Origin of the sequence: Profundibacterium mesophilum KAUST100406-0324 (assembly GCF_009835145.1) — a bacterium.
Classification (GTDB): Bacteria; Pseudomonadota; Alphaproteobacteria; order Rhodobacterales; family Rhodobacteraceae; genus Profundibacterium; species Profundibacterium mesophilum.
Genome location: NZ_APKE01000047.1, coordinates 1 through 5,496, shown reverse-complemented (window position 1 = coordinate 5,496; position 5,496 = coordinate 1). Strand labels below are relative to the sequence as shown.

The window sequence follows — 5,496 nt, the reverse complement described above, 5'->3', positions numbered from 1 at the left end:
GCAGAAGCGCATTCATTGCTGCACCGCCTTTCCCGCAGCGGCGACACGACGCGGTGCACGCCGTTCGACTGTAAAGCTGCGCTGCTGGGCGACATCTGCTTGAAACCGGCGCCCGACCCGGCGGTCGGCCGCGATGTCGCGCTCAGCATGGATATGACCGCGCACGGCGTTCATCGCCGTGAGGGCTGACCCAGCAAGGCGCCCGAGCACGGCCGAACCGGTGGCCCGGCACACGGAGAAGCCGCTGTGCTTCAGCGGCACGAGCAGCCGCCGCGCGCCTACGAAGCGCGTCGGCTCGTTCAACCCCGCCGAGAGGTAGTCTGCCCGGCGGCGCACATGAACCTCGTAGCCGATGTTGGACTGGCGCCGAGAGGTGGTTCCGTAGGCGAGCAGCGCATAGCGCTGACCGCCATGCGCCTCGATGTCGAGCACGAGGCAGGGCCGCGCCTTGGGACGCCCGGTATGGCCCTCTTCGGCCACCGGAAAGCGAAACGAGACGATGTCGCCGGGCGAGATGTGGTCTTGCCAGGCTGGGGTCATCGCAAAGGAGGTCTGTGTGCTGTCGAGCATTGTCGGTATCCTTGAATGGTGGATGTCCGACGCGCCCGATCTTCCCTCTATCCTATCGGCCTGCCCCTTCCGTCGTGCGCGTCACAAAGCGCGCGCACGACGGAAGGGGCAGGCCCTGCTTCCCGGTCCGGCCCTTCTTGCTGGGGTGATGGGGAGAGCGTCGAGAGGGGTGTCCCCTCTCGACTTTGTTGGGGCACGGCGACAAGGGCGTCCGTTCGCCCCACTATGCATAAACTTGAGCATCGCAAAGGAACCGGGCCGTGCACCGTTACGGATGCCCCACATGCCACGAGAGCCCGAACGACCTTATGCTGACCTCCGCACCAAACGCAGCGAAGGACCGGAGCCAGCCCTTTCGCGACATTCCTACCAAGTGCAGCGAAAATCCAGCTACCGACCAAAGGCGGGAAGCTGACATTCGCTGCGCTTTGCTTGAACCGCAGCTTTCCGAAGGCTCAAGGGTATTTTCGATGGCGGATTTACCCGTTGCAAGTTACCCCACTTGGAAGGCTCTGAAACCGTTTGAGAGATAAGCCATGACAACTGCACTCGATCCTGACCGCGCACTTGAAAACGAGCAGAAAGATCAATTCGGATTTGTGGGCATGGCGAAGCGACTTGCTCCCTCAATTATTGAAGCATCCAAAGGTGACGGCATGGTCATCGGCTTGGAAGGACGCTGGGGTTCGGGAAAGACGTCCCTTTTGAACTTCCTACGCGCCGAACTTATCAACGCTCAAGCTGAGGGGGTTTACACCATCACAATTGCACCGTGGCTCAACGGAGACGCTTCATCGATGGTAGAGTCTTTGCTGGCACCGATGACAGAGAGACTTAGAGCGGAAGAACAAGCGCCTGCGAAGGCTGGCGGCGAACAAGCGAATGCCACGAAGGAACAGGTGGCCGAAGTCGGTAAGCTGCTTCGGGATTATGGTCCGAAAACTGCCCGTAGGATTGCGTCGGTTGCGAATGTTGCTGGGCACTTCATCCCGGGAGGACAGATGGTCGGAGGTGCATTGGAGGCCGCTGCAAATGCGGCTGATCAAATTATGCCTGCTGGGCCAACACCATCCGAGTTGAAGCGAAAAATCGCGCATAAGATCCAAGAGCTGGATGTTGGGTTCGTTGTCATTCTCGATGATCTTGATCGCCTTGAACCCCAGCAAGCGGTTGAGGTTGTTCGACTGGTTCGTTCCGTCGCAGATTTTCCACGGGTTGCTTATCTGATGTGCTATGATCGCCAGGTCTTGGCTCAAGCCCTAAAGACTGGCCTCCAAGTAACAGACGGAGACCTATTTCTCCAAAAAATCGTGCAACTTACCTTCAACATCCCACTTCCAGAACCATTTGACCTGCGGACCCAATTCCGAGATGAGGCAAAAGCCATCTACTCCGAAGTCATAGGGACTGAAGCAGACGGCGAGCTACTCAAGGAATTACACTCCGCCGTCGACCGAGAGGGAATGGGGCTTTCCACACCGCGCGAAGTTAAACTTGCCTTGAACAGCATTCGCTTTATATTCCCGCAGGTCAAAGAAGATGTATATTTCCCGGACTTTTGCCGGCTACACTTAATTAAGATCAGCAATTACAAACTATATCGATGGCTTGAGGTGTATCTTTCAGTGCGATCAGTATTGGCAACTGGAGATGCAACGGTTTCAAGTGATGAAAAGGCCAGCATGGGTGAGCAGCTGAAGACGCTCTTACCTTCGAAGGGTCCAGACTCTGGCCGTTCGATCTGGAGTTTGGGGCGCTTCATTCCGGGCGTGGCAGATGTGGACGAACCGGAAAAACGGGTTTTCAACACGATGGATTCGGCGGCTGTTTTCGAGGCAATCACGCTAAAAAGGCTCGGTAGCCCACTGCATTACCGATTCTACTTTGCGCTCACTGGCCCTAAGACGGTTATGCCAGATGAAGAGTTTAATGCTCTGTTGGAGTTGGCACGGGCAAATGTCGATCAGTTGACTGCACGCCTTGCCGAAGAGGTGATGAAGCGTCGTAGCTCAGGCAAAACTTGGTTCGAACATATCCTAAACCGATTAGACGACAAATGCATATCAGGTTTGGATGAAGACCAGCTTGTTGGGATTTGCGAAGGGCTGTCCGGAATGATGGACGCAGCGATGGCAGAAGATGGCGAACAGCGCGCTTTTTCTCTTTCACTTGACGGACTTGCCAACGTGGTAGCTAAGGATTGCCTGAGGCAGTTGAACGAGCTGAATTCGGAAAAACAAGCTGAGACAGTTCGGCGGATGGCAAGTGATGGCGCAGCCTTAAATTGGCTGGTTGGAGGTTTTTTTCGAAGCCAACTGTTTCGGCACGGACGAGTGGGCGACGAAGCCGAGAGCCCGGACCGATGGGAAATTTCAGAAGACGTTCTGGATGAAGCCATCGATATCTTGAAGAAGCGCGTTAGCAAGCAAACTACAAGAGCGCTGATACCGAATCTGCCTGATATTGCGGCTTACCTTTATGGTTGGCTGAACATTGCTGGAGATGATCAAGCCATCGACTGGGTTCGAGAATATACAAGCACTGATGAGGGGTTTCTTAGTATACTGAACCATCTCAGAGGATGGTCGATGAGCGACAAAGTCTATTATCCTCTATCCAAGAATTCCGTCGAGCGATTCCTCGATTGGGATGCCACTGTTGCCCGCTTGGATAACTTGCAGACCGGTGAATTTGCAGATCAAGTTGCGGAACTTCAGTTGGCAATTGAGCAAGCAAGACATTGAGCGTAGCGGACATTCCGCTCCCCTTTCGCGAATGGCCGCTAAGGCCGGTCGCGACAGTTGATTGGGCGCTACCATCGGCCTATGCAGAGTCCGCTTCCTGCGCATCGCCGACGTTTGGGCCGAACGCGGTGAAGGCGCCTTCTCGCGAACGCTGCACCCAGCCCCAAGTCGGCCTTCCCCACCGGGCGATGGTCGGGTTGGGGCTGGGTATTGGGTTTGATTGCGTGCGGCGGGAGCGCGCGCAATGAGCCACGATTCCCCAGTGGTCGGAGCGCTAGGTAAATCCTCAAGAGCAGATTGCTCTCCGCCGACACCCCAACGCCGCGCATCCCGCAAGATGCGCGGCGTTGGGGTGTCTGGCCGTCGGAGACGCCTAAGGGGTGCAGGGGGCGTGGCGAACGGGCCTCTGCGAGCAGGGGGATGCAAGGGGGAGTGCGGAACGATGACCCTTGCTCCGGCGGAAGGCCCCGAGAGGGTCAGGGAGAGCGGCGCGTCTCCCTGGCGGCGCGGCAGCGGCGCCGGGGTCCAGGGGTCTCCCCTGGCGAACGACAGCCTGTGCACAAAGGCGCGCGCGAGCCGCGACGACTGCGCAGGCTGGTAAGTGAGTAGAGTAGAGGGCCAGTCACACCCCGCGAAGCGACCGTGAAGGAACCGCGATTTCCGGATCGCCTGGGTCAGCAACATCTCCCCGTCTCCTGCCCTTCCGGAGATGTCCCCCGTGGCCCACCAATCCAACCAAGAATTCGCCGTCGTCTGTCGCTTCCAGGGTTTGTTCCCTGCCGATCTTGGTGGCTATGAGAAGCATCGCACCCGGAACGGTGGCGATCTCGGCCATGTAAACCCCTCCCGCTCCCTCCTGAACCGTCGTGTCATCGGCGAGGCGAATTGGGCGGCGCGGACGACCGCGATGATCGAGGACATGAAGGCGGAGAACTTCGCGGACGAGATCGAAACGCTCACGCGGCGGCGGCGGAAGAAGCAGATCAAGGAGCGCATGGCCGAAGGCCCTCGCGATCCCTGGCGAGCAACCCGGCATGGCCCCATGCGAGAGGTGATCCTGACGGCGAACCGCGACTGGTTCGACGCCCTGCCCACGGTCGACGCTCGCGAAGCGCGCGCCCAAGCCTTCGAGGACGCGGCCCGAGACTGGCTGCTGGAGAATTTCGGCGAGGATGTCGTGCATGCGCGGGCGGACCTCGACGAGCAGGCCTTTCACATCCACGCGGTGATCGTGCCGAAGGTTCAGGTGGAGCTGAACGGGACGAAACGCTGGATGCTCCAGCCGTCCAAGCACGACCTGATCAAGAATTACGAGGCGGCGCAGGACAGTGTGGGTCAACATTTCGCGCCGCTCGGCCTCGTGCGGGGAGAGCGGCGGGCCGAAGCCGTGCGCAAGGCGCGGCAAAATGGCGATGAGCCGCCGGCCTACCGGCAGCATGTGCGGACGGCGGACTGGCGCAAGGCCGAGGATACCAGGATCGTCGAGACCCGCGCGGAGCTCGACCAGCGTGCGCAGGCCATGACCGCCGAGGAAGTGGCAATCGAGCGGAAACGAGAGGCGGTCACGGGCCGGGAGAACGCCATTGGCGCGCGCGAGGACGCCGCCGTGGCGAAGGCGCAGGAAGCCGATGCAGTGCTTGCTGTGGGCCAAGGCCTGGCCGCAGGCGCCTTCGACATCGAGGACAACCATGGAGCGCCGGTGCTCGTTGAAACCCCGGACGCAAAGCCCGGGCTCCTGTCGAATCTGAGGGCGCGGATGGCGCCGTCTTCCTCTGGCCGTGCCCGCGCGCTGCATGTGTTTTCGAGGGCGTTGGCGCGCTTGCGCGAGAAAGCCCGCGACGAGGCGAAAACAGCCGTCGCTCGCGACACGGCCGAGATTCAATCGGCGGACGAGACCATCGTCGAAATCGCATCTCGCCTGCCCGACGCCGAGCGTCGGTCCATCGGAAAGATCCGGGTCTCTCTTACTGCGCGCATCATGGCCCTGACCGGTCGTGGTCAAGGCAACGAAGATCGCCCAAAAGGCGGCGATGACGAGCGGTCGTAACAGAAGAATGCAAAGTTTGTTCTCAGCGATATCCGATACTTACACCTCGCCAAGGCGTTGTTGCAGAACTCTGATTGTCGAGGATTCACATTGTGAATCCATGCGGTTAGACGGTCCGCATGAGCAAGCCATCAC

The 5,496-nt window shown here is 59.3% G+C and carries 3 protein-coding genes; 2 read left to right on the top strand and 1 reads right to left on the bottom strand.

Features of this window, described 5'->3' with window-relative positions; all coding sequences use genetic code 11:
• Nucleotides 1–12 precede the first annotated feature (12 nt).
• Nucleotides 13–570, bottom strand: a complete 558-nt coding sequence (locus PMES_RS15920) for a hypothetical protein (RefSeq protein WP_159966711.1) — start codon at nt 568–570, stop codon at nt 13–15.
• 536 nt (nt 571–1,106) lie between these two features.
• Between PMES_RS15920 and PMES_RS15915 the strand changes: the two genes are divergently transcribed.
• Nucleotides 1,107–3,314: a KAP family P-loop NTPase fold protein gene (locus PMES_RS15915; protein ID WP_159966710.1), complete on the top strand. Its 2,208-nt coding sequence runs from the start codon at nt 1,107–1,109 to the stop codon at nt 3,312–3,314.
• 718 nt (nt 3,315–4,032) lie between these two features.
• Nucleotides 4,033–5,361 carry a plasmid recombination protein gene (locus PMES_RS15910; protein WP_159966709.1) on the top strand — a complete coding sequence of 443 codons (1,329 nt, stop codon included), beginning with the start codon at nt 4,033–4,035 and terminating at the stop codon, nt 5,359–5,361.
• Nucleotides 5,362–5,496 lie beyond the last annotated feature (135 nt).

What these genes read in the sequence shown, in the direction of transcription:
- PMES_RS15920 (WP_159966711.1), bottom strand. Translation starts at nt 570, where the DNA reads ATGCTCGACAGCACACAGACCTCCTTTGCGATGACCCCAGCCTGGCAA.
- PMES_RS15915 (WP_159966710.1), top strand. Translation starts at nt 1,107, where the DNA reads ATGACAACTGCACTCGATCCTGACCGCGCACTTGAAAACGAGCAGAAA.